This is a genomic window from Halarcobacter anaerophilus, assembly GCF_006459125.1.
Taxonomy (GTDB): domain Bacteria; phylum Campylobacterota; class Campylobacteria; order Campylobacterales; family Arcobacteraceae; genus Halarcobacter; species Halarcobacter anaerophilus.
This window is the reverse complement of the sequence record NZ_CP041070.1, coordinates 2,433,896-2,460,155: the sequence shown is the minus strand read 5'-3', so window position 1 is coordinate 2,460,155 and position 26,260 is coordinate 2,433,896. Positions and strand designations below refer to the sequence as shown.

The 26,260-nt window shown below is 28.5% G+C and carries 34 protein-coding genes; 17 read left to right on the top strand and 17 right to left on the bottom strand.

All coding sequences use genetic code 11. The features are described 5' to 3' along the window. Window positions 1-6 precede the first annotated feature (6 nt). The 7 genes from AANAER_RS12295 to AANAER_RS12265 form a co-directional block, all read right to left on the bottom strand. Window positions 7-315, bottom strand: coding sequence for a hypothetical protein (locus AANAER_RS12295; protein ID WP_129082151.1), 309 nt, complete (start codon window positions 313-315; stop codon window positions 7-9). 47 nt (window positions 316-362) lie between these two features. Next, window positions 363-884, bottom strand: a complete 522-nt coding sequence (locus AANAER_RS12290; RefSeq protein WP_129082150.1) for a hypothetical protein — start codon at window positions 882-884, stop codon at window positions 363-365. A 121-nt stretch (window positions 885-1,005) separates the two neighbouring features. Further along, a complete protein-coding gene (locus AANAER_RS12285) occupies window positions 1,006-1,461 on the bottom strand; it encodes a hypothetical protein (protein ID WP_129082149.1) in 456 nt (151 codons plus the stop codon). 15 nt (window positions 1,462-1,476) lie between these two features. After that, window positions 1,477-1,863: a hypothetical protein gene (locus AANAER_RS12280; protein WP_129082148.1), complete on the bottom strand. Its 387-nt coding sequence runs from the start codon at window positions 1,861-1,863 to the stop codon at window positions 1,477-1,479. 117 nt (window positions 1,864-1,980) lie between these two features. Continuing rightward, window positions 1,981-2,322 carry a hypothetical protein gene (locus AANAER_RS12275; protein ID WP_129082147.1) on the bottom strand — a complete coding sequence of 114 codons (342 nt, stop codon included), beginning with the start codon at window positions 2,320-2,322 and terminating at the stop codon, window positions 1,981-1,983. Beyond that, window positions 2,319-2,534, bottom strand: coding sequence for a helix-turn-helix transcriptional regulator (locus AANAER_RS12270; RefSeq protein WP_129082146.1), 216 nt, complete (start codon window positions 2,532-2,534; stop codon window positions 2,319-2,321). Before AANAER_RS12270 ends, AANAER_RS12275 begins: the two co-directional genes overlap by 4 nt. Then, window positions 2,521-2,724, bottom strand: a complete 204-nt coding sequence (locus AANAER_RS12265; protein ID WP_129082145.1) for a hypothetical protein — start codon at window positions 2,722-2,724, stop codon at window positions 2,521-2,523. The genes AANAER_RS12270 and AANAER_RS12265 overlap by 14 nt, the downstream gene beginning before the upstream one ends. Window positions 2,725-2,934: 210 nt before the next feature. Here AANAER_RS12265 and AANAER_RS12260 point away from each other — a divergent pair, with 210 nt between their 5' ends. Beyond that, window positions 2,935-3,405, top strand: a complete 471-nt coding sequence (locus AANAER_RS12260) for a hypothetical protein (protein WP_129082144.1) — start codon at window positions 2,935-2,937, stop codon at window positions 3,403-3,405. Window positions 3,406-3,573: 168 nt separating this feature from the next. On the opposite strand, the gene AANAER_RS12255 is transcribed toward AANAER_RS12260, so the two are convergent. From AANAER_RS12255 to AANAER_RS12245, 3 genes are all read right to left on the bottom strand, one after another. Continuing rightward, on the bottom strand, window positions 3,574-3,843 hold the full coding sequence (locus AANAER_RS12255) for a hypothetical protein (RefSeq protein WP_129082143.1): 270 nt from the start codon (window positions 3,841-3,843) through the stop codon (window positions 3,574-3,576). A gap of 1 nt (window position 3,844) precedes the next feature. Continuing rightward, window positions 3,845-4,441 carry a nucleotide-binding protein gene (locus AANAER_RS12250; protein WP_129082142.1) on the bottom strand — a complete coding sequence of 199 codons (597 nt, stop codon included), beginning with the start codon at window positions 4,439-4,441 and terminating at the stop codon, window positions 3,845-3,847. Between the two features lie 192 nt (window positions 4,442-4,633). Then, window positions 4,634-5,581, bottom strand: a complete 948-nt coding sequence (locus AANAER_RS12245; protein WP_129082141.1) for an L-lactate dehydrogenase — start codon at window positions 5,579-5,581, stop codon at window positions 4,634-4,636. A 182-nt stretch (window positions 5,582-5,763) separates the two neighbouring features. Between AANAER_RS12245 and AANAER_RS12240 the strand changes: the two genes are divergently transcribed. From AANAER_RS12240 to AANAER_RS12205, 8 genes are all read left to right on the top strand, one after another. Beyond that, complete coding sequence (locus tag AANAER_RS12240; RefSeq protein ID WP_129082140.1) at window positions 5,764-6,486, top strand: DUF4198 domain-containing protein; 723 nt, start codon at window positions 5,764-5,766, stop codon at window positions 6,484-6,486. A 3-nt stretch (window positions 6,487-6,489) separates the two neighbouring features. Further along, a complete protein-coding gene (gene cbiM / locus AANAER_RS12235; RefSeq protein ID WP_129082139.1) occupies window positions 6,490-7,092 on the top strand; it encodes a cobalt transporter CbiM in 603 nt (200 codons plus the stop codon). Beyond that, the gene (locus AANAER_RS12230) at window positions 7,089-7,487 is read left to right on the top strand and encodes a hypothetical protein (protein ID WP_129082138.1); all 399 of its coding nucleotides are present in this window, start codon (window positions 7,089-7,091) and stop codon (window positions 7,485-7,487) included. The genes cbiM and AANAER_RS12230 overlap by 4 nt, the downstream gene beginning before the upstream one ends. Then, window positions 7,484-8,131, top strand: coding sequence for an energy-coupling factor transporter transmembrane component T family protein (locus AANAER_RS12225; protein ID WP_129082137.1), 648 nt, complete (start codon window positions 7,484-7,486; stop codon window positions 8,129-8,131). The genes AANAER_RS12230 and AANAER_RS12225 overlap by 4 nt, the downstream gene beginning before the upstream one ends. Next, a complete protein-coding gene (locus tag AANAER_RS12220) occupies window positions 8,128-8,778 on the top strand; it encodes an energy-coupling factor ABC transporter ATP-binding protein (protein ID WP_129082136.1) in 651 nt (216 codons plus the stop codon). The genes AANAER_RS12225 and AANAER_RS12220 overlap by 4 nt, the downstream gene beginning before the upstream one ends. A 72-nt stretch (window positions 8,779-8,850) precedes the next feature. Next, window positions 8,851-9,414, top strand: a complete 564-nt coding sequence (locus AANAER_RS12215) for a GNAT family acetyltransferase (RefSeq protein WP_228711156.1) — start codon at window positions 8,851-8,853, stop codon at window positions 9,412-9,414. A gap of 155 nt (window positions 9,415-9,569) precedes the next feature. Further along, window positions 9,570-10,265 carry an aspartate/glutamate racemase family protein gene (locus AANAER_RS12210; protein WP_044417416.1) on the top strand — a complete coding sequence of 232 codons (696 nt, stop codon included), beginning with the start codon at window positions 9,570-9,572 and terminating at the stop codon, window positions 10,263-10,265. Then, on the top strand, window positions 10,262-10,783 hold the full coding sequence (locus AANAER_RS12205; RefSeq protein WP_129082135.1) for a GDSL-type esterase/lipase family protein: 522 nt from the start codon (window positions 10,262-10,264) through the stop codon (window positions 10,781-10,783). The genes AANAER_RS12210 and AANAER_RS12205 overlap by 4 nt, the downstream gene beginning before the upstream one ends. On the opposite strand, the gene AANAER_RS12200 is transcribed toward AANAER_RS12205, so the two are convergent. From AANAER_RS12200 to AANAER_RS12190, 3 genes are all read right to left on the bottom strand, one after another. Continuing rightward, window positions 10,776-11,768, bottom strand: coding sequence for an endonuclease/exonuclease/phosphatase family protein (locus AANAER_RS12200; protein ID WP_129082134.1), 993 nt, complete (start codon window positions 11,766-11,768; stop codon window positions 10,776-10,778). The two genes, AANAER_RS12205 and AANAER_RS12200, sit on opposite strands and share 8 nt — an antisense overlap. Continuing rightward, window positions 11,769-12,914: an MFS transporter gene (locus AANAER_RS12195; protein ID WP_044417419.1), complete on the bottom strand. Its 1,146-nt coding sequence runs from the start codon at window positions 12,912-12,914 to the stop codon at window positions 11,769-11,771. Between the two features lie 69 nt (window positions 12,915-12,983). Then, window positions 12,984-13,742, bottom strand: a complete 759-nt coding sequence (locus AANAER_RS12190) for an alpha/beta fold hydrolase (protein ID WP_129082133.1) — start codon at window positions 13,740-13,742, stop codon at window positions 12,984-12,986. A gap of 195 nt (window positions 13,743-13,937) precedes the next feature. Between AANAER_RS12190 and AANAER_RS12185 the strand changes: the two genes are divergently transcribed. Beyond that, complete coding sequence (locus AANAER_RS12185) at window positions 13,938-16,691, top strand: transporter substrate-binding domain-containing protein (protein WP_129082132.1); 2,754 nt, start codon at window positions 13,938-13,940, stop codon at window positions 16,689-16,691. Window positions 16,692-16,773: 82 nt separating this feature from the next. Then, window positions 16,774-18,897 carry a methyl-accepting chemotaxis protein gene (locus AANAER_RS12180; RefSeq protein WP_129082131.1) on the top strand — a complete coding sequence of 708 codons (2,124 nt, stop codon included), beginning with the start codon at window positions 16,774-16,776 and terminating at the stop codon, window positions 18,895-18,897. A gap of 22 nt (window positions 18,898-18,919) precedes the next feature. Here the strand turns inward: AANAER_RS12180 and AANAER_RS12175 are convergent, their stop codons facing one another. The 4 genes from AANAER_RS12175 to AANAER_RS12160 are packed head-to-tail and all read right to left on the bottom strand — an operon-like array spanning window position 18,920 to window position 22,475. Further along, window positions 18,920-19,669, bottom strand: coding sequence for a Rossmann-like domain-containing protein (locus tag AANAER_RS12175; RefSeq protein WP_164969347.1), 750 nt, complete (start codon window positions 19,667-19,669; stop codon window positions 18,920-18,922). After that, window positions 19,659-20,468: an ABC transporter ATP-binding protein gene (locus tag AANAER_RS12170; protein WP_129082129.1), complete on the bottom strand. Its 810-nt coding sequence runs from the start codon at window positions 20,466-20,468 to the stop codon at window positions 19,659-19,661. Before AANAER_RS12170 ends, AANAER_RS12175 begins: the two co-directional genes overlap by 11 nt. Then, window positions 20,462-21,484, bottom strand: a complete 1,023-nt coding sequence (locus AANAER_RS12165; protein ID WP_129082128.1) for a FecCD family ABC transporter permease — start codon at window positions 21,482-21,484, stop codon at window positions 20,462-20,464. The genes AANAER_RS12170 and AANAER_RS12165 overlap by 7 nt, the downstream gene beginning before the upstream one ends. Beyond that, window positions 21,474-22,475, bottom strand: coding sequence for an ABC transporter substrate-binding protein (locus AANAER_RS12160; RefSeq protein WP_129082127.1), 1,002 nt, complete (start codon window positions 22,473-22,475; stop codon window positions 21,474-21,476). The genes AANAER_RS12165 and AANAER_RS12160 overlap by 11 nt, the downstream gene beginning before the upstream one ends. Window positions 22,476-22,745: 270 nt before the next feature. Between AANAER_RS12160 and AANAER_RS12155 the strand changes: the two genes are divergently transcribed. The 6 genes from AANAER_RS12155 (at window position 22,746) to AANAER_RS12130 (ending at window position 26,125) form a co-directional block, all read left to right on the top strand. Then, window positions 22,746-23,405, top strand: a complete 660-nt coding sequence (locus tag AANAER_RS12155) for a class I SAM-dependent methyltransferase (RefSeq protein ID WP_129082126.1) — start codon at window positions 22,746-22,748, stop codon at window positions 23,403-23,405. Between the two features lie 11 nt (window positions 23,406-23,416). Then, complete coding sequence (locus AANAER_RS12150) at window positions 23,417-23,905, top strand: hypothetical protein (RefSeq protein ID WP_129082125.1); 489 nt, start codon at window positions 23,417-23,419, stop codon at window positions 23,903-23,905. Window positions 23,906-23,907: 2 nt separating this feature from the next. Beyond that, entirely contained in the window at window positions 23,908-24,102 is a 195-nt protein-coding gene (locus AANAER_RS12145) for a YwbE family protein (RefSeq protein ID WP_325050996.1), read from the top strand. Continuing rightward, window positions 24,102-24,557, top strand: a complete 456-nt coding sequence (locus AANAER_RS12140; protein ID WP_179951803.1) for a YaiI/YqxD family protein — start codon at window positions 24,102-24,104, stop codon at window positions 24,555-24,557. The genes AANAER_RS12145 and AANAER_RS12140 overlap by 1 nt, the downstream gene beginning before the upstream one ends. Before the next feature lie 214 nt (window positions 24,558-24,771). Continuing rightward, window positions 24,772-25,488, top strand: a complete 717-nt coding sequence (locus AANAER_RS12135; protein WP_228711155.1) for a DUF234 domain-containing protein — start codon at window positions 24,772-24,774, stop codon at window positions 25,486-25,488. A 121-nt stretch (window positions 25,489-25,609) separates the two neighbouring features. After that, entirely contained in the window at window positions 25,610-26,125 is a 516-nt protein-coding gene (locus tag AANAER_RS12130; RefSeq protein ID WP_129082121.1) for an ORF6N domain-containing protein, read from the top strand. Window positions 26,126-26,260 lie beyond the last annotated feature (135 nt).

Here is a 26,260-nt window from a genome sequence, read left to right as displayed (position 1 = left end):
ATTCCTTTATTTGACGCAAACTTGGAAATATTCACCATGTTTATCAGATGTTAAAAAAGTAAAAAACTTTAAACGTTCAAGGACTCTTTTTTTAGTTTCTTCATTTGATTTCTTTGAATAGTATATTTCTGATAGATACACTATTTGACTATTAACCTTTTTTAGATTTTCGACATCTTCAAAATTGAGAGAAATTGTTTTTGTTTTACAACTAATCGGAAAGTCAGATTTAGCCAATCTTGGCCATCCATTTGCTGTTGCTGTACTTGTAAAAGTATATGCAGTAAGTAGTGATATTAAAATTTTTGTTTTCATTTTTTTGCCTTTTGTTTTTATGCTATGAATTAAATATTAAAAGGAGTTTAATCATCATTATTTAATGTTTTAAGGAATGTGTACTCATCTAAAATAAAATGATTGTCTTCTAAAAAAAACATAAAATCATCAAAATTTAATTGCTCCAAATCGCCTATTTTATTGGCTTTCCTAAATTTTTCTAAAGCAACTTGAAAAGTTATTCTTCTTTTAACTGTTTTCTTTTTTATATTTAGAATCTTCTCAACTTTTTCATCAGTTTCAAAATCTGAAAGTTCTCTTTGTAATCTGAATACTTTCACCCATCTTCTAAATCTTTTTAAAGCAGTTTTCGTCCATTTTGTGGGTTTATATTCATGTGCATTTTGTGCTATTTCCATTGATTGGCATAAATTCTCATAGTTAATAGTCTGGTAGTTATTAATTTTTTTAGTAACAAGCCCATAATCACGCATATGGTAAATATCTGCTCTGTTGAGTGGCACTTTTATTTCTTGAGAAAATGCAGTTAATTCAATGATTTTTACATAAAAATCATCATGCATTATCTTTTTTAGTATAGGTTTCATTTCTATTTTCCTTTCATATTTCTAATTTAAGAAAAATAGAGTATAATTTGTTGTTATGCGGTTATATACTCTATTTTAATCGTTTGCTTTTTATAGAACTTGGCTGCAACCAAGTTCTATTTTATGCACCTTTTTTAGTTACTTTTAATTCACTAATTAACTTTTTCATATTTTTATTAAAATATTCAAAATTACAATAAATATTGCTATTTGGAGAGTGTCGAAGCTTTCCTTTTTTTATCATGTATTCATAAACTTCTTTTATATTTTTATCCTCATTTACAATCATTGCAATAGCATGAAATTGGTATTTCATAAAAGAATTTTTGTTCTGATATTCTAAATATGCATCATTGAAATACAAATTTAAATATTTAATATAAGTTACGCTTGATAATTTTTCTTTTTTTACTTTGTCATTAAATTTTTGAACCTGGTTTTTAATAGATGTCTCATCTTCCAATAATTTTAAAACAAAACTTTTATTTTCAATCATAAGATATGCTTTTTGGCTTTTTGTTTTTATCTTTTCTAATTCATTTTGTCTTAGAAAAAGAAAATCTGCTAAGTTATTCATAATTATTCTCCATGTTCATATAATTATTTCTTTTTTAATTTCTTCAAACTTCTCATATGGAATTTTCATTTTAATTTTTTCTGTAATTATTAAAAATTCGTTCTCTAAGAATTCCATATTTTTAATTTCATATTCAGCTGATTTATATTTGATTTTTTTTCCAATTAATTCGCCAATTAAAGTAATCTCATCTTCTTTTACTTGTTTTATGTATGCTGTGCTATTCCTATCTTTTAAGAAGTCATTAAAATTGTCAATTGTCATTTTATCACTTGCTAGAAGTGATGCAAAGATTTTTCTTTTATGAAGTCTTTCACTTTTTTTAGGTTTTAATCCATCAGTTTTTAGCCATTCATAAAATTCTTCAAATAATTCAATCTTTTGATTTTCATTAGTACTCATTTCTTCTTCCTCTTCTTCTATATGGATATTGTTATATAATATATTTATATGTGTCCGGATTCCGGATGACTATAATACGCTTTCCGGATTATTACAATTTGCTTTCTGGATTACAGTTCACTTTCCGGACAGCTGTCCAATTTCAAAATTAACAAATTCATCCCACCAGATATTAGTAGTTTTTAAAAAATTACTTTCAGGATCTTTCTCAACTAGATTTTTTTCTATAAGCTTTTTAATTGATTCATAAGTGGCACTTCTCCCAAAATTAAACATTTGTCCAAGTGTTTCAACTTTTCCATAATACCAACCCTTAAATTTGCTTTCAGGATTATTTGATAAGTGGTATATTGCATTTGCAATACAGTAATCGTTGTTAGACAAATTATATTTTACACGTGGGTGATGTTTAATTGTTGTAAAATCTGCTAATTCAATTTTTTTATTTTTTTTGTTCATTTCAAAGTATCCTTATTTTTATTTCTATCCTCTCTTCGGGCTTTCATCCATTCTTGTAGTTCAAGGTGAGAAAATAACCTACGTGCAAAACCATCAATTATAATTGGTTTTATAAAATCAGTATCATCTACTAATTCATTTGCTTTTGTCTTTCCTATACCCATAATTTTTGCTACTTCTTCAATTTGTAAAAATCTGTCATTTGCACTCATTTTCTATCCCTTGTTCATTATTTTTTAAATATTCTAAAACCCAGTCTCTTCTATACACGCAGTCTCTACCTACTTTTGTGTATTTAATTTTTTTTTGTTGTCTTGCATTTTTCAAAGTTATTTTAGAAAAAACTGGTAATCCGTCAATTCCTCTAGTAAGGTCTGATTTTGTGTAATATTTTTCTTTCATCTTAATCCTTTTATTTTTCATTAATTCTAATGGTTGAAAATAATTAGAATCAATTTAAAGTATCAAAAAGTATTTATTATATACTTTTTGATACTTTATCAGCAAAATAGTATCTATATAATACTTAACAAAAACTTAATAAGTCTTTTATATATACTCAGTTATAATCAGTTATCAATAAAGTATACATTATGAACTAAAGGGTTTGAAGTGACATTTAAAGAAACAATGGCAAAACTATTTTCTACTTCTGAAGGGACATATTATAAATGGAAAAAAGAAGATAGACCTATTATTAAACTTTTGGATAAATATTTGGCAAAAGAAGATCTAGAAGAATTTTTTGAAACTGGTGAAATATTAAAATTTGAGTTACTGTATGATCTTGATATGATGCATGCTGAAATTTGTAAAAAAATTAGAAAACAGATAGGAAAGTATGTCAAAAACTTTTCTTCAACTGATGTAGATATGTGCTTTAATTCAATTGATGCATTACTCACCAAAAGAGGTAAAGAAGTTACACAGTTGGAAATGATTAAACTTTTAGTTGATAAAAATGACGATAATTTTTTAAATATCAAAGACGAAATAATTAGATGTGCATATATTTCATCTTTAAGTATTTTAAGTGAATTAGAATTTAAAATTTTAAAAAGAGAATTATATTGCATTTTATAAATTTCTTTTCAGGTAATTTTTCAGGTAAATATATTAATAATTCTTTTAAAGTATCTATTTAATGGGGATAAAATTAATACTTTTAGTTCCAAATCGTTCCAGTAAAACTACTTCCAAAAAACTAATTAATCTACCGGTCCAAGAGGACTGATAGATTATCATATTTTATTAGTTTGGCATATTTTTTAAAAGTGTCATTCTCATCCATGCTGATGTTGTGATTTTTACTCCTATCTCTTTTGACATATTTTTAGCTTGTTTTTCAATCCACTCTTTTTCATTTTGACTAAGTGCTACGGGTATTGCCGTATTTCTTACTTCTTCTTTTGCTTTTTTTGGTCTTCCCATTCTTTTTTTAGGTATGGCTTTTTCATCTAAGACTTTTTCATGGGTTTTTATTTTTGAAGAGTTTTTCTTTAGTTTGTCTGCATAACTCATTTTAAAGTTCCAGCTCTTTTTTTAAGTTTTGCATATCTTCAATGGCATTTCTATATATATGCCTTTTAAATCTGTTATTTCCCGCTTTTGTTTCTATATATTCACAATCAAACAAAGAGTCTTCCAAAACAGAAGATTCTCTTACAAATATTATAGGAATATTTATATCTTTATACTCTTTACTTATCTCTTCTTTGAGGTACTCTTTTAATTCATTTGCTTTATTGTTGTTTTTTGCTCTGTTTACTACAATCAGAATATTTTTGTTTATCTCAATAACATCTTTTAATGTTGCAAGGGTAGCTTGTAAATCGACTATTGAAGTAAGAGTTGGGATGATTATTTTTTGTGCTTGTTTTACGATATCATTTATTCTTGTATCTTTAAATCCACCGAAATCATAAACTACATTTTCATCATACGGTATTTCATTATACTCTTCTTTAGAAACTAAAAATCCTTTCTCTTCGGGCATTAGATTGTGTGCAGAGGAGTGAGAATCGTTTGTTACATATGTGAAATCCAACATCTGTGATATTTGTACAGATAGTGTTGTTTTGCCAACACCTCCTTTGATACTATAAACTACGTATGACATGGCTTTACCTACTTTTTTCTATATATTTTTATATAATATTATATTTTATAGATGATTATTATATCAAAACTATATTAAACTTTTTTTATATAAATATATAGAGTTATATAAAACTATATATTAAAATATAAAGATATATAAAAAATTGAAAAATTTTTACAAAGAGAGAAAGCAGTTTAATTACTGCTTTCTCTAATTTTTTATTTGAGAATAAGCAAAATCAAGATTTTTTGCGGCGGCTTTTAGTTTTTCTTCTTCTTGTTTGTCAAAAGATAAACTTAGTTTAAGTTCTATTCCTTCATTCCCTATTACGCAAGGAAGACTTAAAACGGTATCTTTTATTAAGTTGTATTCTTTATTTGCTTCAACTGAAACTGAAAATATTTTTTTCTCGTCTCTTATTACACATTGAATTAGTTTTGCAACTGCCATTGCAACTCCAAAATTTGTATAACCTTTTCTTTGGATTATTTCATAAGCTCTTTTTTTTACGATATCCATAATTTTGGTTTTTAATTTTTCCAAATTCGTATTTTTGTTTAAAGGAAATTTTTCAAGTTTTATTGAACCTATAATTGCATTTGACCAAACGGCAAATTCGCTGTCTCCATGTTCTCCTACAACATGAACATGAACATTCTTTCTATTTACATTTAACTCTTTTCCTAATTGAAATTTTAATCTTGAAGTATCTAAAACAGTTCCGGAAGCAAAAATTTTATTATTTTCTCTTGTACTTATTTCTTGAGCTACTCTTGTTAAAATATCAACAGGATTTGAAACCATAAGCAAAATAGCTTTTGGAGCGTAAATATCAAGATTTTTTACGACATCTTCTATTATTTTTGCATTTCTTCCTAAAAGTTCTAATCTAGTTTCGTTTTCTTTTTGTCTGGCACCGACTGTTATAGCTATAATTTTGCAAGAACTTAAGTCTTTATAAGTATTTGTTGCTTTGATTTGCATCTCTGAAACTAAAGGGATAGTATCATCGATATCCATAGCTTCACCTATTGCTTTATTTAAATCTCTGTTAAAAAATATAATCTCTTTTCCTATATTTCTTAAAACAAGGGCATTTACAATAGCAGCTCCAACATTTCCTGCACCGATTACACCTATTTTTGTTAAATCAGACATATAAAACCTTTAAGTTTAGTTTGTTGATTTTAGCTGTTTGAAAATTAAATAAAAATTATTATTTTTATTTTTTGTAAAAAAAACTTTACTATTTTGTGCAAAAACTGCATAAGTAGAAAAATAATTTATTTCATATTAAAAAGTAAGCCTTTATAATCAATGCAATTTTAATGGAGGATATCATGAAAAAATTAATCTTTGTAGCAATTTTTGCAGTACTTGCAAATGCACACTTTTTGACGTTTTTACCGTCAACAGACAATGTAACATCAAAGGAAAACTCAAAAATCACCTTAAATGCGATGTTTATTCACCCTTTTGAACAAAACGGTATGACAATGGAAAAACCTGAAGGGATCTATTATGAGAACAAAAAAGCTGTTCTTCCCCTTGAAGAGACAAAAAAATTTGATCATAAAGCTTGGAAAAGCAGTTATCAAATAAAAAAACCGGGTGTATATAAATTTTATGTTCAACCGCAACCGTATTTTGAACCCGCAGAGAGCAAATATATCTCTCATGTTCCTAAAGTTATTGTTTCAGCATACGGTTTAGAAGACGGTTGGGATGAGCCAATAGGTTTAACTTATGAAATAATTCCTTTGACAAAACCTTTTGGTTTGTATGCAGGAAATCTTTTTCAAGGAAAAGTTGTATATAATGGTAAACCGGTTCCAAATACTGAAGTTGAAGTTGAACTTTACAATGATTTTGGATTAAAAGCACCGACGGATGCTCATATAACACAAGTTGTAAAAACAGATGACAACGGTGTTTTCTCTTTTGTAATGAATCACAAAGGTTGGTGGGGATTTGCAGCACTTATTGAAAACGGTGAAAAAGAGTATAAAGGTAAAAAATACCCGATTGAAAACGGTGCGTTGATTTGGGTAAAGGCTTATTAAAAAATGCATATTTCTGATGGAATTTTATCAAGTGAAGTAGCTATTACCACTGCTGTTATAACAGCAGGTTTGGTAATATACTCACTTAAAAATTTAAAGAGTAAAAATATTGCGCTTGTATCTGCTATGAGTGCGGTATTTTTTATAGCTTCCTTTATTCATATTCCTTTAGGACCCACCCAGATTCATCTTATTTTAATAGGAATAATAGGAATATTAATAGGACCTTGTGTTTTTTTAAGTATTTTAATAGCACTTTTATTTCAAGCTGTACTTCTTGGATACGGAGGGATAACCTCTCTTGGTGCAAATGTTATAATAATGTCTTTGCCTGCATATATTACGTATTTAGTCGTAAAAAAAGGTTGGTTTGATAGATTGAGTGAAAAAATAAAATATTTTGCTATTGGATTTTTTCCTGTTTTATTATCGACTTTTCTTTTGGCATTGATTTTAAGTTTGTCGAAAAAAGAGTATTTATATGCTTCTGTTACGATATTTTTGGCAAATGTACCTGCTATGTTTATAGAGGGTGTTATTACACTGTTTTTAATAAATTATTTAAAAAAATCCAGCCCTGAATTGTTAAAAGAGGTTAATTTATGAGAATATTTATTCTAAGTTTTTTTCTTTTTAGTTCGCTTTTTGCCCATAAACTAAATCTTTTTGTTTATGATGAAGATTCAAAAGTTATAGCTTCGGCTTATTTTGCTTCGGGAAGTTATTGTAATGAGTGTAAAGTTACCGTTTTTGATGATAAAAATAATCTAATTGAAGAGGGACTTACAAACAAAGAGGGTGAATATATAGTAAAAAATCCTAAAGCTAAACTTCTTATAAAAGTTGAAGCTTTGGGAGGTCATGCTGCACAAAGTGAGTTTGAAGTAAAAAATCTAAAACATGAAAAAGAGAAAATCCAGTCACATAATCTTTTGGAAGGCTTGTTTGCAGCTTTTCTTCTGGCACTTATATTTTTAGGATTAAAGAGAATTAAAAAGTGAGCAGATTTAACTCTTCAATTATTCTAATATCAGCGCTTTTATACTCTATAATCGTAAGTTTCAATAAAGCAGAACTGCTTTTTTTGCTTCCGATTATTTTTGCCGCTTTTTATGAATATAAAAATATTTTAACTATTCTAAAAAAACTTTTTTTCCTAAACTTTTTTATAGGAATGTTGTTTGTTTTTTTGATACTGCAAGGCGATGTTCAAAACGGTATAAATATCTATATTCGTACGAATATGATTATTCTTTTTAATCTTTTACTCTTTTCAAAATCAAGTGGTTATGATATAGTAAGAGCATTAAATGAATTAAAATTTCCAAAAGAGTTTGTAAGTTCTGTCTATTTTTCTTTAAAAATGATACAGACTTTAACTGACGAGTTTAAAAAAATAAAACAGACTTTAAGAGCCAGAGGTTTTAGAGCAAACTCTTCTCTTTTTGCTTATGAAACTTATGGAAATCTGTTTGGGCATATTTTTGTAAAATCAATAAAAAAAGCGCAAGCCTTGCAAGACTCTTTTAAACTCAGAGGATTTAACGGAAAAATCTATTTAATCAGCAGCTCAAGTTTAAGTCTGCATGATGTGGGTTTGATATTTTTGGTATGTGTTTTATATGTAAAAGAGGTAGTAGTTTGAGTTGTTCAATAAATCTAAAAGAGCTTACTTACAGTAATTCTTCAAAAGAGGTTTTTAAAAATGTAACTTTGGATGTTTCCCATGAAGAAAAAGTCGCAATAATAGGTGCAAACGGAAGCGGAAAAAGTTCACTGCTTAAAATTATAGTAGGACTTATGAAACAAAGTTCGGGAGAGATTTCTCTTTTCCATGAAAAAATGAACTCTTTAAAAGATTTTAAAATTTATAGAAGTGATATAGGATATTTGCCCCAAGACGTAAATGATCATTTTTTATGTCCTACGGTAATTGAAGATGTGATGTTTGCTCTTAGGGCAAAGGGTGAAAAAAAAGATGAAGCTTATTTAAAAGCCTGTTCTATGCTAGAAGAGCTTGGAATTTCCCATTTGGAAAACAGAAATATTTATGATCTAAGCGGAGGAGAACAAAAAATAGTTGCTCTTGCGGGAATTTTGATTACAAAACCCAGAATTTTACTTTTAGATGAACCTACAAATGCTTTGGATGAAGATGCAGAAAAAAGAATTATAGATATTTTAAACTCAATAAAAAAATCTATGATTATAGTTTCTCACCATAAAACTTTTATAGAAAAACTAGCTCCTACAGTCTATAAGTTGACAAAAGAGGGCTTAAACAGAATATAAAAACTAAACAAAAAGTTTTATCTTTTTAGGCTCTTTTTAGCTATTATTATATTATTTTTTAAGGATTATATAGTGATAGAGTATACTTTAGCAACAGAAGAAAATATAGACGGAATTTTAGAATTACAAGCAAAAAATCTAGTGACAAATTTAAATGATGATGAAAAAGAAGACGGTTTTGTGACTACTCCTTTTTCAATTGATCAAATAAGAGATTTGATTGAATTGCAAGGTGTATTTATAGCTCTTGATGATAAAAAAGTCGTCTCTTACGTAATGTGTGCTTCATGGCAATATTGGATTCAGTGGCCTATGTTTGAATATATGGCAAGTTTTTTAGATACTTTAGAGTACAAAGGCAAAAAATTAACTTTTGAAAATTCATATCAATACGGACCCATATGTATAGATAAAGAGTACAGAGGAACAGGACTTTTTAAAGATATTTTTGAATTCGCAAGAAAAGAGATGAACAAAAGATATCCTATACTTGTAACTTTTATCAATAAAATAAATAAAAGATCATATGAAGCACATGTAAGAAAACTAGGACTTGAAGTTATTACCGAGTTTGAATTCAATAATAACAATTTTTACGAGTTAGTTTATGATACTTCAAAAGCTGTAGCACAATAAATTTATTTATTTTTTGGGACGATAATTAACATCTTAATCTTTTTTGTTATTTTATCTCCTGCTCTAAACCTGCAATTAAGCCAATTTTCCGCAAGATTTATTAAGAAGATATAATAATTCTAGAATCTAGGATTAAACTATATATTGGAGAGATTATGAAAAAAATTGGAATGTTAGGCGGTATGAGTTGGGAGAGTACTGCTACATATTATAAACTGTTAAATGAAGGAATAAAAGAGAAACTTGGCGGTCTGCATAGTGCTAAAATTATTCTTTCAAGTGTAGATTTTGAAGAGATTGAGAAGTTTCAGCATAGCTCTTTGTGGGATGAAACTGCTGTTATCTTATCAAATGAAGCAAAAGCAATTCAAGATGCAAAAGCGGATTTTTTGATTATTTGTACAAATACAATGCACAAAGTCGTTCCCCAAATAGAAAAAAATATTGATATACCGATTCTTCATATTGCAGATGCTACAGGTGAAGTTTTAGTTGAAAAAGAGATAAAAAAAGTTGCTCTTTTAGGAACTAAATTTACGATGACGGAAGATTTTTACAAAAATAGAATTGAAGAAAAATTTGATATAGAAGTCGTAATTCCAAATGAAAAAGAGCAAGATATTATTCATAAAGTAATATATAAAGAGCTTTGTTTGGGAATTTGTAACAAAGATTCAAGAGATGAGTACATAAAGATAATAAAAAGATTAGAAGAAGAGGAAGAGTGTGAAGGTGTAATTTTAGGTTGTACGGAAATATCAATGCTTATAAAACAAGGTTATGTGGATATCCCTATTTTTGATACAACAGAAATTCATGCCAATGCAGCAGTTTTAAAAGCACTTTCATGAAAAAAAATATAGATATTGTTTTCCTTGGAGACTCTTTAATAAACAGAGGAGACTGGAAAACTCTTTTAAAAGAAGAACATATAGTAAATTTAGGCGTAGAAGCAGACTTAACAAGCAGTGTTTTAAAAAGAGTAGATGCTGTTTTGGAAATAGAACCCAAAGTCGTAGTTTTGATGATAGGTGTAAATGATTTATGTATTTCAACTCCTATGGAAGATGTTTATGAAAATTATAAAAAGATATTAAAAAAACTGGAAACTTCCCATATAAAAATAGTCGTAAATGCAATTTTCATAACGCAAATGCCTTCAGTAAATAAAAAAGTTCTTACTTTTAATAAACTTTTGAAAGAGTATTGTAAAAAACAAAATATTCTTTTCCTTGATATAAATGAAGCTTTTGAAAATGAAAAAAAGCTTTTAAAAGAGGAACTTACTACAGACGGACTTCATTTAGGGCAAAAAGCCTATAAAGTCTGGGCGTATAAATTGAATAAATCTTTAAAAGAGATTATTTAAACGCAATCTGGCAAACAACGGCTGCGTGATCGCTTTGAAGTAAACTTCCGTCGGGAGTATTTCTTAAGTGTTCATCAAATACCTCATAAGACTCAATTTCACCGATAGAACTTTTGCTTTTTTTATTAAAATGTTTTGAAACAAAAATATAATCAATTACATTTCCAAAACCTTGGTAATAACTTGTTGGAACTCTTTGCTGCTTTTTTTCGGGATGAGGATTATAAACTTTTTTATCCCATAAATAGTAACTGTCATAGAGCAAATAGAAGTTTTTATCCAAATTTTGATGATAAGCACTGTTTGTTAAAGCCTCAATTGACAAAGAGTATTCTTTATCGTTTAAATCACATAAACAGATTATTGCACTTTTAGTTTTTTTAAAATCATAATATAAAGATGAAGTCTCACAAAGTCTTTGTTTAAGAGAGGGCGAGTAATTCTTTTCCAAAGCCTCTTTTACTTTTAGTTTTTTCTGCTTTAAAGTGCTTTTTTTATTAAATATATATTCAAACTCATTTAACCTGTTTGATTTAAAATGGTTTACGTAAACGGTTATATTTAAGTTATTCGGCAGAGTAATCAAAGCTTTTATAGGAAATCTTGAAAATCTAAAATGACCTTCAAATCTGTGTTTGATAATACTTTGTCCGTGAGGTTTTACTTTTTGAATCTCTTTTATAGGATATTTTGAAGCTAAAGCTAGCGTTGTTGAGGTAAAAACTTTTCTTTTTTCGTCAACTTTAGGTTTGTCAACTGTTGCAAAATATTCAAAGCCTAACTCTTTTACCAATTTTTCTAATTCATCTTGGGAAAAAATCTCTTGAAAACCGATTATTTCACAATTCATTTTTTGGATTTTATTTTTTATCCATTCTTTTTTCTCTTCCCACTGCTGCTTGTCAAATTTATCTTTTTTTATATACCAAGCATAAGGAGGGGCACAAAACTGAAAAAGGTTAAAGGTTCCTACTCTTAAAATCATCTATTCATTATATCTTTTTAAAAATAAAACACATAAAACTACACCGATCATAGCCATAGAAGCTCCTACAAGTGCCGGATAATTGTAATTTAATCCGAAAACCAAAGGCAAACCTCCGAAAAATGCTCCTAAAGTATTTGATACATTAAATGCCGCTTGTAAAAAAGCAGCTGCAAGCATTGCAGAGTGTTTTGCACTTTTTAACATAACCATATTTATAGGAGAACTTAAAGCCATAGCTAAAGTTCCGCAAATAAAAGTAAGAAATACGGAAATACTTTTACTCTGTGATAGAAAAAATATTAACAATAAAGATATTGTCATCATAGATAAAAGAAAAATCAAGGTTTTAACGGGACTTTTTCTATCGGCTAAATATCCTCCTATAACATTTCCTACAACCATTCCAGCTCCTGCAACAACCATCAAATAAGAGACACTACCTGCTTCAAAATTCGTTACATGAATTAAAAGAGGAGCAATATAACTAAACCAGGAAAAAAGTCCTGCAAAACCTATTGCAACGATAGTTAAAATATGCCAAGCTTTGATGGTTTTAAAAAATTCCAACTCCTCTTTAAAGGTTATTGTTCTAAGAGGTTTTTGTTCGGGCAGCCATTTATATAAAAAGAAAATAGTGAATATTCCTATAAGAGAGACTATAGCAAAGGCGTATCTCCAGTGAAGATGATGACCTACAAAAGTAACTACGGGAACCATTGCCAGGTTTGCCAAAGTAAGCCCCGTGAACATTGAGGCTATTGCCTGGGCGGATTTTCCCTCTTTTGCAAGTTTTGCGGCAACTACGGTTCCTACTCCGAAAAAGGCACCGTGAGGAAGACCGCTTAAAAATCTTGAAAGTATAAGAGTATAATAATCAGGTGCAATAGTAGAGAGAAAATTAAAAACTGTAAATAAAATCATTAAAGCTATTAAAATATGTTTGGGTGCAAACTTTGCACTAAGAGCTACTAAAACAGGCGCTCCTATTACTACTCCTAGAGCATAAGATGAAATTAGGTGACCTGCTACAGGGATAGTAACGTCAATATTATTTGCTATATCAGGTAAAAGTCCCATAACAACAAACTCTGTCGTACCTATTCCTAAGCCTCCCAAGGCTAAAGGGAAAAGTTGTTTTGTCATATTGTATTAAATCCTAAAAATTAAATTTTTTGCAGAATTATATTCTTTTGGCACTTATAATAAGCAATATCAGCTTTTTAAAAGAGTTTCAAGTTTTGAAGCAAAAAGTACAGGCGTTTCAAGCATTGCATAGTGTCCCGATTCTTTACACTCTTCTATTTGTACATCTTTATATTTTGAAAAACTTTTTTTTACTTGATTCATAGAAAATACGGGGAAGTCGTAATCTCCTATAATAATTTTTATAGGAATATCAATATTTTCATAAGCTTCTTCTAAAAAGTCGGTATTTAAATACATTTTCATATATCCTACCCTTGCTTCTAACGTTGAGGATTCGTAAGCCAGCTTGATTCTGTAATCTCTCCATGTTTGATTATATCTTTTACTTGAACTGTTTACAATCTCTTCTATTTTCCCTCTATTCTCTTGCATCTCTTCCAAAAGTTTGTTTTTTGCACTCTCTTTCATTTTTATTCCCGCAGCTGAAATAGGAGTGATAAGAAGCAGTTTCTTTACTCTTTTATCAATTAAAGCAATTTTCTGGGCAATCATTGTCGACATAGAGTGGGCTACTAGAAAATACTCTTTAATATCTAGTTTTAAAAGAAGATTTTTAACATCATTTGAAGCTTCATCGCAGCTATACTCTCCTTTTATATTCTTTGACAATCCGTAACCTCTTAAATCAATAAAGATATAACTAAAGTTTTTTTTATCAAAATAAAAGACAGAAGAATCATAATTTCTGTGGTCTCCCATTAACTCATGAAGAATTATTACTTTTTTTTCTCCTTCTCCTATAATTTTATATCCTAACATTGTCATATTAAAACCTCTTTAGTTTTTAATAATTTTATTGGAAGAATCCTTTTATTTCTATTTTGATTATAAAAATAAAAGGAGTTTTTCAACAAATTAGTTTTTTCACTTAATTTGTAAATTAAGTATGTTTCTGTAGTATAATAATTAACGGTGTAATACCAAGAGAAGCATATATCTTTATATTAAAATGGATTTAAGATGGCTAAATTTTTACTTTTGAGTCTGCTCTTATCTTTCTCTTTTGCATCAAATCAAGTTGATTTGAAAATAAATCCAAATATAAAAAAATATTTAACTAAAGAAGAAATTTCATATATAAAAAATAAAAAAATAATTACTGCTTCAAATGAATTTGATTATGAACCTATGGATTTTAATGTTGAAGGAATTGCTATTGGATACTCTATAGATTTGTTAAATATCTTGGCAAAAAGTTTAGATTTGCAAGTTGAGTATGTAACAAGACCTTGGACGCAGTTATTAAAAGATTTTAAAAACGGCAAGTTAGATTTGATGCATACAATCTATAAAAACTCAAAAAGAGAAGAGGTTTTTAAATTCTCTTTTCCTTATTTAGTAGGTGAAAATGCTTTTGTTGTAAGAAAAACAAATAAAGATACAATAACTTTTAGTGATTTGAAAAACAAAAAAATAGGTGTATCAAAAGGGTGGCTGGAAGAGAATTTAGCAAATAAATATAAGGATATAAAGAAGCTCTATTTTAAAAACTTGGAAGAGAAATTAAATGCTCTGTCTTTAGGTAAAATAGATGCAATTATTAGTGATAAAAATATAGCAAGGTATTATATAAAAAAGTATGGCTTTAGAAATATAAAAGTTGCTAACGACATAATTGAAGAGAATGACGAACATTTAGATAAATACTATTTTGCGACTTTGAAAAAAAACTCAATACTAATTTCTATTTTAAACAAAGCCTATCTTAATACAAATATTGAAGATATTGAAAATTTACAGAAAAAATGGTTTGGAAGCGGGATAATAGGCAAATCAATATTTAATTTTCAAGAACAAAAATATTTAGATCAAAAAGAGATAATAAAAATGTGTCTATTTCCTAATTTTATTCCTCTAAGCGGAATTGAAAATAATCAACCCCAAGGAATAGTCTCTGATATTATCAATGAATTAAAATATAAGACGAATTTAGATTTTCAATTAGTAAAAACAAAAAATTTAAAAGAGACTTTTGAAGCTTTACAGACCAAACACTGCGAGTTTATTCCTACAGTTGAATATTCTGAAAAAAATAAAAAAATTTATAATCTTACAAAACCCTATTTAAGTATTCCTTACGTGGCAATAGGTAAAAAAGATAAAGAGTTTTTTTCTGATATTTCCGAACTGAAAGGGAAAAAAGTATCAATAGTTTCATACACTTCTTTAGTAAAGCAGCTTAAAAAGAAATATCCTTCAATACAAATAATAAGCGTAAATAGTATAGACGAAGGGCTTGAATTAGTAAAACAAAACAAAGTTTACGTACACTTGACTTTATATCCTATTGCAAAATTTTATATTGCCAAAGCTTCAAATAGTGATTTGAAAATAATCGGAAGATTGTTAAAACCTTTACAGCTTAGCGTTGCTTCAGTAAAAGAGGACTTCTTACTCTTTTCTGTTTTACAAAAATCAATAAATACCCTTTCACAAGTTAAAATAGACTCGATTTTGAATAACTGGACAGAAGTAAAAATAAAAAAAGTTATAAATTATGATTTTGTTTATAAAGTCTTAATAGCAATAGCGGCTATAATTTTTTTAGGAGTATGGAGATATAGCGTACTAAAAAATAAAAACAGAGAGATAAATCGAATAAATAAAGAGTTATATGCTTCAAAAAAAGAGATATTGAAAAAAAAGGAAGAGTTTGAAGCAGTTTTTATGTACAGTAAAGACGGAATTGCAATTTTAGATAAGGATTTAAATTTTATAGATATAAACAGTGCATATCTTAATATGCTGGGATATGAAAAAAAAGAGCTCTTAGCTAAATCTTTTTTAATACTTATTCCTAAAGAGAATCAAGAAGAGATGCAGAAACTTTTTAAAAAAATATTTAAAAAAGGTTTTATCGACCATTTTGAAAAACTGTGTATAGGAAAAGACGATAAAAAACTTTCAACAAAAATGACTGTAACGTTAATGCCCGATAAAACACAGCTTCTTTTAACTTCCAAAGATATAACATCTATTAAACTTTTGGAGTCTCAATCTAAACTTGCGGCAATGGGAGAGATGCTTGGAAATATTGCCCATCAATGGAGACAACCTTTAAGTATAATTACGACAAGTGCTACGGGATTATCTTTAAAAGCCGATATGAAAATGGAAATCACTGAAAGTGAAATAAAAGAGTTCTCAAATCAAGTAGTTCAACAAGCAGATTATCTTTCAAAAACAATTGATGATTTTAGAAATTTTATAAAAGTCGATATACATTATCTGCCGATGAGTATTAAAGACTCTATTTTAAGTGCAATAACTTTGACAAAAGCCGCTATAAAAAGTAATTATATTGAAATTATTGAACAGCTTGATGAGGATCTTACAATTAAGGGAAATAAAAATGAATTAAGTCAAGCTTTTATAAATATAATAAATAATGCAAAAGATAAATTAAAAGAGATAGAAGAGGCAAAACAGCGACGTCTTATTTTTATCTCTACAAAGAAAATAGAGAATAAAGCTATTGAGATAAAAATTTTTGATAACGGAGGAGGAATAGAAGAAGCGGTAATAAATAGAATTTTTGAACCTTATTTTACTACGAAACATCAATCCGTAGGTACAGGGTTGGGACTTTCAATGAGTGATAAGATTATCAGAGAAAGACATCAAGGTTCTATTCAAGCTTATAATGAAGAGTTTGAATATGAAAAAGAGAAATATAAAGGAGCCTGTTTTTCTATAAAATTGTTTGAAAGTTAAAAAAATAATTAAATTTTTTAATTTTAACATCTTAATGACATTTTATAATACTAAAATAACAAAAAAAATTTAAAGGATTGTTATGAAAGTAGTAAGTTTAAAATCAAAACTTTTAATACCTTTGCTTATTGGTATCTCTTGCTCATTTTTTATTTTGGGTTTTTATAATGCAACAAATGAGTTCGAAGCACAGTATGATTTGGTCAAACACGACCAGTTACAAATATCTCAACAAACGTCAAAGTTTATCAATGAATATTTAACATCTAAAATGCAAGTAGTATCTTCTGTTGCAAATATGATTGAAAATAACAATCTAACCATAGAAAATAAGGTTTTAGTCGATAAATTAATGGCAGGAAAACAATCGGGTAATTTTGCAAGTATGTATTTCGGTTTACAAGACAGCGGAGATTTAATAAGATTTGACGGTACTTTTAAAAGTGTTGCAACAATGAATTATGATGCAAGACTCAGACCTTGGTATAAAAAAGCTTTAAAAATTAAAGAAAAAGGCGTTACCGAACCTTTTGCCGATAGTAATACGAAAAGATTAGTAATAACTCTTTTTGCTCCTGTTGAAAAAGAAGGAAAATTAATAGGAGTTGTGGGAGCAAATATCTTTTTGGATACGGTAGTAAACGAGGTATTAAACCTAAAATTAGGAGAAGGAGGTTTTGCTTACCTTCTATCAAATGAAGGAAAAATTTTAATACATAAAAACAAAAAACTTATAAATAAAGATAGTGAAATTTTTAAAGCAATCAAAACAAAAGAGAATACAAAATTTTCAGAAGCAAAAGATAACGGAGTGGTTAAACTTATTTCATACAGTAAAATTCCTCTGTCTTCATGGTATTTGATTGTTGAAATAGAAAAAGATACTATTTTTGCAAATATTAAAAAAAGTATTATTTTTGATATTTTTCTTTATATTGTTCTTCTTGCAGCCATATTAGGTTTTATATATTTTGTATTAAGAAAATTATTGACTCCTTTAAGTGAACTTGAAAGAGGGCTTTTTGCATTTTTTGAATACTTAAAAGGTGAGAAAAAGAGTGTTCAACTATTGAGTATAAAAACAAACGATGAATTTGGAAATATGGCTTCAAAAATTAATACGGAGATTCAAAGTGTTGAAAAAGGAATTGACCAAGATAGAATACTAATTGAAGATGTAAAAAAAGTAGTAAATGAGATAAAAGAGGGGAATCTTGATGTACAAGTGGTAAAAGAATCCTCAAACGCTTCTCTTAATGAGTTAAGAAATATATTAAATGAGATGATTACAGTAATAAGAGGAAATGTTCATAACAATATAAATACTATTCTTCTAGCACTTGACAACTACTCAAAATTTGACTTTGTAAATGATATAGAAAATCCAAAAGGTAAAATTTCAAAAGGATTAAACGGTTTATGCGATATAATCAATGAAATGTTAAGGGAAAACTATAAATTGGGAACTACCTTGGAAAACAATGCAAAACAGCTTTTGGAAAATGTAGATATACTTAATAAATCATCTAATGAAACAGCTGCTTCTTTGGAAGAGACCTCTGCTTCAATTGAAGAGATTACGTCAACAATAGCCGAAACTACAGAAAATATTTCAAAAATGGCGGGATATTCAAATACTCTTCTTCAATCAATTAACCAAGGACAAAATCTTGCGAAACTAACAGTAGAATCAATGAATGAGATAAATGAACAAACAACAGCTATTGCAGAAGCAATAACGGTAATCGACCAAATAGCTTTTCAAACAAATATATTATCTTTAAATGCGGCAGTAGAAGCGGCAACGGCAGGAGAAGCAGGAAAAGGTTTTGCAGTAGTAGCCCAAGAAGTAAGAAACCTAGCAGCAAGAAGTGCGGAAGCTGCAAAAGAGATTAAAGCTTTAGTTGAAAATGCTACGCTTAAAGCCGATACAGGTAAAAAGAATGCCGATGAAATGATTGAAGGTTATACAAAATTAAATGAAAATATAAATAAAACAACAGAGCTTATCTCTCATGTTGAAAGTGCTTCAAAAGAGCAACAACAAGGAATAGAACAGATAAATGACGCAGTTGCAAATCTAGATAGAAGAACACAGGAAAATGCTAGTGTAGCAACTCATACGCACCAAGTTTCGATTGATACTTCTAATATTGCAAAAAATATTATAGATAATGTAAATCAGAAAAAATTTAGAAAAGAGTAGAAAGGTTTTCCCTTTTTACTCTCTATATTTTTTGAATATAACATCTGTTTTCAAAAATATTTTCTAATTCATCTTTCTCAATCTCTTCTTTTGAAGAATCATCCAGATATAGACTTGCCACATGGGTTATTCCCGTACCTTTTAGCCAAACAGGATTTAGACCTACGGAGAATCCTGAAATCATCACCATTTTTGCTTTTGAAGTAAATTTTAGCAAAGCATCAATAGTTGAACCTATCAAGGCTGCTCCGGTTATAATCACTATATCGGCGTTGTTTACGGCTTCATATTCAAAAATATCATTGTAAACACCGTTTTGAGGTTCAACTTTCATTCTACAAAATACAGTTACATCTCTTGAATTTTCTCTTAATTTTTTAACCAAAGGTCTTAAATTTCCGATAAAAACTATTTTATCTTTTTCTTGGCTGTTCTTTAAAATAAGTTTAAATCCTTCTTCTCTTAGATCTTTCTTTAAATCTAGATTTTGTTCTTGTAACTCATATTGTCCCACGGCATTTATAGCTGCTAAGGCAATTGCCCTTGAAGCAGGATTGAAACTTTTCTCTTCTAATATCTCTTCTAAAGAGTTAAAATCTTTTTCTAAAAGTTCTCCTTCGTTAAGTGGAGTAAGAGCGACTCCTTTTGCGCTTCTGTTTTGATTTTTTACCAAAACATAAGTAAACAGTTCTCCTAAATGAAAACTCTCTAAAGTCAATTTGTTTTTTTCTATACTTTTAAGTGCTTTTTCTTTTAATTCATCAAGTATCATTATTTTCCTTTTTATGTGAATGTCTGTTTTTATGAAGTTCATCATGGCTGTGACCGAAAAATGAAAAAGGATGCCCTTCTTGCCAAAAAAGTTTGCAAGGTATCTCAAAAAGTTTGGAGACCATCTTCTCATCTACATTTAAAGAGTCTTGAAAATCTATAATTCTTTTGTTTTTCAGCATTATAATTTTATTTGCATAGTGCAAAGCATTTTGTAAATCATGTAAAACAGTAATAGTAATAAAGTTGTTCTCTTTTGTTTTTCTTTTTATAATTTCCAACATCTCAATTTGATTTTTAGGATCAAGATGTGAAATGGGTTCGTCCAAAAGGAGAACTTTGGGTTCTTGTATAATAGCAGCTGCCAAAAAAATTTTTTGTCTTTCTCCACCGCTTAAAGTATCAATATTTCTATGTAAAAACTTTTGAAGTTCAAACTCTTTTATAATCTCTTCTATTAAATCATGGTCTTTGTTTTTTAGCGTAAATCCACTGTGTTTTCTTCTTGAAATTTCCAAAACATCTATAGTATTTAAATTTGAGTTTTGATTAAACTGAGCCATATAAGCTATATCTTTGGAAAGTTCATTTATAGAACTTTTTGTTAGGTTTCTATTATCTAAAAAAATCTCTCCTTTATAAATATCGACTATCTTTATAAGAGATTTTAAAAAAGTACTTTTCCCGGCACCGTTTGGTCCTATTATAATATTTAATTCACCTGAAAGAAGTTTTAAATTTATATCTTCTAAAAGAGTCTCTTTTTTTAGTTTTACGTTTAAATCTTTTATCTCTAACATTTAGAACTCCTTTTATATAAGAAGTACAAAAATAGAGGAGCTCCTAGCATAGAAGTAATAATTCCCACAGGAATAGTTACGGGAAGCATAATAGTTCTTGAGACAATATCGGCTAAAAGAAGTAAGGCTCCACCGCTTAAAGCAGAAAAAGGAAGAATATATTTATGGGAATTTCCTATCAAAAGTCTTATAATATGCGGAGCAATAAGTCCTACAAAACCGATTATACCAAAGAAACATACGCTAATAGCACTTAAAAGAGAAGCTATAATCATAGAGCTTAAACGTAAATTCTGGGTATTTATTCCAAGAGATTTTGCGCTCTCTTCACCTAACATCAAAGCATCAAATTTCCAAAATATTTTAAAATATAAAAGCAAAGCAATAAGTAAAACAGAAGAGATAAGTAAAATAGAATTTGCATCGGCTTTTGATAAATCTCCAAAAGTCCAAAAAAGTGTAGCAGCCGCATCCGTATCATCTGCAAAATATTGTAATAACATAGTAAAAGCAGAGAAAAAAGCCCCTAAAGCAACACCGAATAAAATCAAAGATTCGGCACTCATATTAGCTCTTTTACCCAAAGAGACTATTAATAAAGTACTTATCATACTTGAAGCAAAAGCGAAAATGGCAGTTAAAAAACCGGCACCGTATGAAGATGATACGGAATAAGACTGTAAAACAATTATTGCAAAACTAGCTCCGAAAGCACTAGCTTGAGAAATACCCAAAGTAAAAGGAGAAGCCAAAGGATTTTTTAAAACAGCTTGCATCATAGCTCCTGAAAGGCCAAGTGCCGCACCCACAAAAAAAGCTGCCAAAGTTCTTGGAACTCTTATCTCAAAAACTATTATTGAAAAACTTCCTTTTGCTTCAAAAAGTTTAAGGGTATCGCTAAAAACAACACCGTCATTCCCACTTATAAGTGAAACCCAGATTAAAAGAAGTGAAAATAAAAATAAAAAAAATATTGCCGATAATTTCTCTTTTGAATATAACTTTTTACTGTACATGTGAATCTATATCTTTTCCTAAAAATGCTTTGTAAACTCTTTTTTTAACCAAATCCATATTTATGTTATTTCCAAAATATGAGGCAATTAGCCAACTGTTTATATAGATATTTTCAATATTAGTATTATAAAAATTGCTTGGATATAACCAATAAATATTTTTCTTTTTAAAAGCTTTTATATGATTAAAAATTACACTATCCTTTTTTATCTCTTCTAAAACGATTTTTTTACTAATAGAGTCTAAAAAAACAACTTCGGGATTAAATTCAAGAAGAGTCTCTTTATTTATAAAAGCGTGTCCGATATGATCTTTTAATACTCTGTTTTTAATATTTAAAAGCAAAAAAGCGGGATAATCACTCTCTGTACTTGTAATGCCGTGAAGTCCTTTGTATGCTACACCGCCTACATAAATTGCTTTATCGTCAATCGAAATTTTTGCTAGTTTATTCTCCTCTTCCTTCATAAAAGAGATTAACTCTTTGGCTCTTTTTTCTTTATTCATGATTTTCCCGATAAGTTTCAAAGAGTCTTTTACTGCTTCAAGTTTACTTTGGTTTTTATTATTCCCTCCGTAAGTTGAACCGTAACTTAGTGCCACGACGGGAACTTTTGTTTTCTCTTGGATTAGCTGAATTTGCTCTTTTGATAATAAAGAACTGAAAATAATATCAGGTTTTAAAGTAATAAGTGTTTCAAGGTTGGGCATTTTTCCGGGACCTCCTTGACCTATTACGGGAAGAGTTTTTATAAAATCTTTATCTAAAGCTAAACTATAAGGAGAATTAACACTAAATCTAAATTCACTTTTTTCAATGCCTAAAAGTCTGTTTTGTAGTTGCATATAAGTTACAAGTCTTAAAGTACCGGGACCTAAACATACGATTTTTTTATTATCTTTAATCTGAATATCTCTTTTATACATATCGGTAAATGTAGTTGCATTTAGACTAAATGTAAAAAGTATTATAAGTAAAACTAATCTCATAAATTACTCCAAAGTTTTATAAAAGTCTATTTCTTCTTTGATAAATAGTAGATAAAACTTTCTATTACTTATGTATTTTTTGCACTAAATAGTTTAATTGAGAGTTTTTCTGCTTTTTAATCTCTTTAAATCTATATCTTTTACTTAAGTCAAGTTAAATTAAGTTATTAAATATATAATGGGTAAAACTTTAATTAATATCTTTTGATTTTTTATTCTTCTTAATAGAACAATTTAACTTTATTTATTGATTAAATAAAGGATTTAAAAATGAGCACAATTCGTGTAAAATACAATACGTATGAATTTAATAATATTGATATTCACTTAAAAACCCTTCGTGATAGACAACAATATGATAGTGAAAAAGAGCAGGAGTTAAATGAGTATGGAATATCATCGGCAACTTGGTCTTTATTTGGTGTAGTTTGGCCTGCTTCAAAAGTTTTAGCTCATTATATGGAAAATTATGATGTGGAGAGTAAAAGAATACTAGAAATAGGATGTGGGATTGCTTTAACAAGCCATCTTTTAAACAGTAAAAAAGCGGATATCACAGCAACTGATTATAACCCTGATGTGGAGAGTTTTTTAAATGAAAACACCAAATTAAACCATTTAAAAAAAATTCCTTTTGAACGAACAAGCTGGACTGACAACACTGACCATTTAGGAAAGTTTGATTTGATAGTGGGAAGTGATATTTTATATGAGAGATGGCATATAAAAGAGTTGTCAAATTTTATTAACAAACATGCAAAAGACAAATGTGAAATTATAATTTCGGATCCAGGAAGAGGAAATCATGCAAAGTTTAGCAAAACAATGGTATCTTTAGGTTTTTCATTTATGCAGTTTAAACCTAAAAAAACCGAAGAGTATTTATCTAAAGTTTTCAAAGGTCAATTGATAAAATATACAAGAAAATAGAACGGAGTTTTATGGATTTTAATAAATTAGATAAAGAGTCAAAAAAAGATTTACATGAGCAGTTTATCCAATATTCTGAAATTTTGGGAGGCAGCAACTTTTTTTTGACTATGGTTGAAGAGATAAGAGAACAAAAACCAAATCCACTGCTTAATCAAAGTGGAGCATTTCATACTTCAAAAGCAAGAGTTGTTTTAAGCAAGTCAATATACAAAGATACTTTGACGGCACTTTTTGAAGCTATTAGAAGAGAAGAAAAAAACGGTGATATGCTTGACGGAGTTACTCCAAAAGAGTATAAAGCAGCAATGAATATGATAAGAACGTTAAAACCCGTTCAAATAACTTTTGAAACTAAAAGTGAAGAAGGAAAAACCTTCACTTTTAACATATTGGATACAAGTGTAGAGAAAAAGACAAGAGTAACTTTTGCCTTTAAAACTATCTTCTTTTATCATTTAGATGAACTTAAAAAAGTTTTGTTTTATAAAGGAACCTGATGATAAGAGATCCTAAAGATAGAGCTGATATAAAACCGGGACTTAAAGTAAAGATTGTTCTTAAAAAAGATCAAAAAACAGGAAAACTGACTTTAGGAGTTGTTAAAGATATTTTAACAAACTCTTCAATGCATCCAAGAGGAATAAAAGTAAGACTTCAAGACGGTCAAGTAGGGCGGGTACAAGAGATTTTATAATGACTTTATATGTTGATGCAGATGCTTTTCCTAACCTTTTAAAACCTATACTTTTTAAAGCTATAAAAAGATTAAATTTAAAAACAGTAGTAATCTCAAATAAAAAAGTAACTATCGGCAACTCTTCTTTGATAAATTATATAATTGTTGAATTAGGTGCCGATGAGGCAGATAATAAAATAGTTGAGTTAATCAAAGAAAATGATTTGGCAATAACAGCCGATATACCTTTGGCAAATAGAATAATTGAAAAAAAGGCTCATGCAATAGATCACCGAGGTGAACTTTTTACCGAAGATAATATCAAAGAGTATTTAGCAATGAGAAATTTAATGCAGGAGTTAAGAGACAGCGGAGAAATAACAAAAGGACCGAAACCTTTTTCAAAAAACGATGTCCAAAAGTTTGCAAATCAATTAAATATGTTTTTGCAAAAATATTGTAAGGTTCAATAATATACTGCATTTATGATATACTTCCGAAAACAGATAAAAAGGCTTTACTATAATACTAAACGATAAATCCCTAATAGAACAGTTTCAAATATTTTGTGAAACAAATAATCCTAAAGATATTCAAACAGCATTAAATTATTTTGCCGTATTTGGCGGGCTTGATGTTAAAATTGATATAAACAAACCCTTAAGAACTTTGATAATAAGACATATCTTGGATGAATATTATGAAATACAAGATTATATATCAAAACTTACAAAAAATTCTGCACCCTATCATAAAATCTTAACAGGAATAGCGTTAGGAGACAGAAGAGTAAACTCTGCATTTAAAAGAGCGGATATTGAGTATGATGAGGGAATCAAAAGTATTTATGAACTTGAAGAGTTAAATATAATTCAAACTGAAACTTCGATGGATTTTTTGACAAATAGATTTGAAGAAAATGAAGTCGCAGACAAACTACTTTTTACCGCTGCTTTTTTAAGATTTTGGTTTGCTTTTGTTTCACCCTTGTACAGAGGAATAGCAAGACAAGAGTATGATGAGTGTTTTAAAAAGTTTAATAACTACCAAAATGAGTTTATGGATTTAATCTTTGAACAACTTTGCCATGAATATGTAAAAATAGTATTCAAAGATGATGAAATTGAAGAAATCGGAAGATATTGGGATGAAGATAAAAACGAGATAAATCTCCTAGCTCAAGCTAAAAACGGAAAAATCATAGTAGGCTCTTGTAAATATACAAACTCAAAAATGAAAAAAACAGAACTTCACAGACTACAAGAGCTTTGTAAGAAACTCGAAATAGTACCTGATGAGGTAGTATTATTTTCAAAAAACGGTTTTACAAATGAATTAAAAGGGCAAAAAGGTCAAGGACTTAGACTCTTTACTGTAAAAAGTTTAAAGGGGCTTGTTTTATAAATATCTTGTTGAATATTAGTACACTTATTATGGTAACTTAATAAATATTACATTATGCAATCTTTTCGAATAAAAATATTTTTTCTGATTATAATATGGAAAATTTATTTAAGAGAAGAGTATGAAACAGCTTAAAAATATAATAGTAGACGATAAGATTTTTATAATAAGAGGTATTCAAGTGATGATTGATAGAGACTTGGCAGAGCTTTATGAGGTTGAGACAAGGGCATTAAACCAAGCTGTTAAAAGAAATAGTGAAAGTTTTCCAAATGATTTTATGTTTGAATTAAACAATGATGAGAAAAATGAGCTTATCACAAAATGTGATAACCTTAAATCATTAAAATTTAATCCTTCTAAAATCAAAGTTTTTACAGAGCAAGGTGTTTACATGTTGGCAACAGTATTAAAAAGTAAAATTGCAAGGGAAGTAAATATATCTATAATGAGAACTTTTACTAAATTAAAAAATCAATCAGTGCCATATTTTGATATTGTAAAAAGAATTGAAAAACTAGAGATAAGTGATAATCAAACTAAAGAGTTATTAAGTAAAATTGTACAAGTTATTAATAATATGCAAGAAATACAAGATGAGGCTAAAGAGGATACTAAAAAGATAGGATTTGTTTAATTGTTTGTGTTAATTTAAACTTACTTTTCTTCTTATTACATGAGTACACTCTCTTTAAGAAATCACCCATCACTCGAGATACCTAAAAGCTAGTTTTTATCTTAATATTTTAGTAAGAAATATAATTATAAAATA

Coding starts and splice junctions, on each gene's coding strand:
- AANAER_RS12290 (WP_129082150.1), bottom strand. CDS start 884: ATGAAACCTATACTAAAAAAGATAATGCATGATGATTTTTATGTAAAA.
- AANAER_RS12245 (WP_129082141.1), bottom strand. CDS start 5,581: ATGTCTGATTTAACAAAAATAGGTGTAATCGGTGCAGGAAATGTTGGA.
- AANAER_RS12185 (WP_129082132.1), top strand. CDS start 13,938: ATGGCTAAATTTTTACTTTTGAGTCTGCTCTTATCTTTCTCTTTTGCA.
- AANAER_RS12230 (WP_129082138.1), top strand. CDS start 7,089: ATGAGAATATTTATTCTAAGTTTTTTTCTTTTTAGTTCGCTTTTTGCC.
- AANAER_RS12180 (WP_129082131.1), top strand. CDS start 16,774: ATGAAAGTAGTAAGTTTAAAATCAAAACTTTTAATACCTTTGCTTATT.
- AANAER_RS12160 (WP_129082127.1), bottom strand. CDS start 22,475: ATGAGATTAGTTTTACTTATAATACTTTTTACATTTAGTCTAAATGCA.
- AANAER_RS12270 (WP_129082146.1), bottom strand. CDS start 2,534: ATGAGTGCAAATGACAGATTTTTACAAATTGAAGAAGTAGCAAAAATT.
- AANAER_RS12265 (WP_129082145.1), bottom strand. CDS start 2,724: ATGAAAGAAAAATATTACACAAAATCAGACCTTACTAGAGGAATTGAC.
- AANAER_RS12200 (WP_129082134.1), bottom strand. CDS start 11,768: ATGATTTTAAGAGTAGGAACCTTTAACCTTTTTCAGTTTTGTGCCCCT.
- AANAER_RS12150 (WP_129082125.1), top strand. CDS start 23,417: ATGGATTTTAATAAATTAGATAAAGAGTCAAAAAAAGATTTACATGAG.
- AANAER_RS12195 (WP_044417419.1), bottom strand. CDS start 12,914: ATGACAAAACAACTTTTCCCTTTAGCCTTGGGAGGCTTAGGAATAGGT.
- AANAER_RS12140 (WP_179951803.1), top strand. CDS start 24,102: ATGACTTTATATGTTGATGCAGATGCTTTTCCTAACCTTTTAAAACCT.
- AANAER_RS12205 (WP_129082135.1), top strand. CDS start 10,262: ATGAAAAAAAATATAGATATTGTTTTCCTTGGAGACTCTTTAATAAAC.
- AANAER_RS12240 (WP_129082140.1), top strand. CDS start 5,764: ATGAAAAAATTAATCTTTGTAGCAATTTTTGCAGTACTTGCAAATGCA.
- AANAER_RS12190 (WP_129082133.1), bottom strand. CDS start 13,742: ATGACAATGTTAGGATATAAAATTATAGGAGAAGGAGAAAAAAAAGTA.
- AANAER_RS12165 (WP_129082128.1), bottom strand. CDS start 21,484: ATGTACAGTAAAAAGTTATATTCAAAAGAGAAATTATCGGCAATATTT.
- AANAER_RS12175 (WP_164969347.1), bottom strand. CDS start 19,669: ATGATACTTGATGAATTAAAAGAAAAAGCACTTAAAAGTATAGAAAAA.
- AANAER_RS12275 (WP_129082147.1), bottom strand. CDS start 2,322: ATGAACAAAAAAAATAAAAAAATTGAATTAGCAGATTTTACAACAATT.
- cbiM (WP_129082139.1), top strand. CDS start 6,490: ATGCATATTTCTGATGGAATTTTATCAAGTGAAGTAGCTATTACCACT.
- AANAER_RS12170 (WP_129082129.1), bottom strand. CDS start 20,468: ATGTTAGAGATAAAAGATTTAAACGTAAAACTAAAAAAAGAGACTCTT.
- AANAER_RS12295 (WP_129082151.1), bottom strand. CDS start 315: ATGAAAACAAAAATTTTAATATCACTACTTACTGCATATACTTTTACA.
- AANAER_RS12285 (WP_129082149.1), bottom strand. CDS start 1,461: ATGAATAACTTAGCAGATTTTCTTTTTCTAAGACAAAATGAATTAGAA.
- AANAER_RS12210 (WP_044417416.1), top strand. CDS start 9,570: ATGAAAAAAATTGGAATGTTAGGCGGTATGAGTTGGGAGAGTACTGCT.
- AANAER_RS12255 (WP_129082143.1), bottom strand. CDS start 3,843: ATGAGTTATGCAGACAAACTAAAGAAAAACTCTTCAAAAATAAAAACC.
- AANAER_RS12130 (WP_129082121.1), top strand. CDS start 25,610: ATGAAACAGCTTAAAAATATAATAGTAGACGATAAGATTTTTATAATA.
- AANAER_RS12280 (WP_129082148.1), bottom strand. CDS start 1,863: ATGAGTACTAATGAAAATCAAAAGATTGAATTATTTGAAGAATTTTAT.
- AANAER_RS12155 (WP_129082126.1), top strand. CDS start 22,746: ATGAGCACAATTCGTGTAAAATACAATACGTATGAATTTAATAATATT.
- AANAER_RS12250 (WP_129082142.1), bottom strand. CDS start 4,441: ATGTCATACGTAGTTTATAGTATCAAAGGAGGTGTTGGCAAAACAACA.